Origin of the sequence: Pseudoalteromonas sp., from assembly GCF_036960685.1 — a bacterium.
Classification (GTDB): domain Bacteria; phylum Pseudomonadota; class Gammaproteobacteria; order Enterobacterales; family Alteromonadaceae; genus Pseudoalteromonas.
Genome location: NZ_JBALXK010000075.1, coordinates 1 through 573 on the forward strand (window position 1 = coordinate 1; position 573 = coordinate 573).

The 573-nt window shown below is 50.1% G+C and carries 2 protein-coding genes; both read right to left on the bottom strand.

The features are described from left to right. Positions 1-258, bottom strand: a 258-nt coding sequence (locus tag V7783_RS21110; RefSeq protein ID WP_335680398.1) for a DUF3604 domain-containing protein, incomplete at its 3' end; no start/stop codon positions are given. Between the two features lie 14 nt (positions 259-272). Next, on the bottom strand, positions 273-573 hold a 301-nt coding region (locus tag V7783_RS21115; protein WP_335680397.1), incomplete at its 5' end, for a DUF3604 domain-containing protein.

Here is a 573-nt window from a genome sequence, read left to right on the forward strand (position 1 = left end):
GGGACTATAATCGCTCACTATTTGTTCTGGCAATGTCATTTGTGCAAAGTTGCCTATCAGGTCAAAAGCCGCTTCACCGGCGGCCTTTCCGCCCTTTTTAAAGCCCTCGTGCCATTCTTTAGCTTTTGGCTCAGCAAGAATATTCGGGGTGCCGGCCTTTATATCGGAGGCAACACCCATTAAGTCGGTATGGTCAGTTACGATAAGCCAGTCTAAAGGCCGTGACAGCTGTACCGGGGAACCGCTGGAGGCGGTAATTTTCCCACCCCGCGCTAAGCGGTAAGCGGTAAGCGGTAAGCGGTAAGCGGTAAGCGGTAAGCATCATCCGGACCCAGCGTATTACCAAAAAGGCCAGCATCCAATGAAAGTCCTGTGTGTAGGTGCGAGTCGCCCCAATAGACATTGGTTGCATGCTCAACATTTGCTGGGGGCGAGTACTTTTTGGCCTCCTCACTCGGACCTTCAGACGAAGCGAGTGCTATTGAGGTAGACGTACTGAGAATAGCTAAAGATAGAAGTGTTTTTTTGAAAGCCATGACCTTATTCCCTAAAGTTGCTAGCTGAATCCACTTG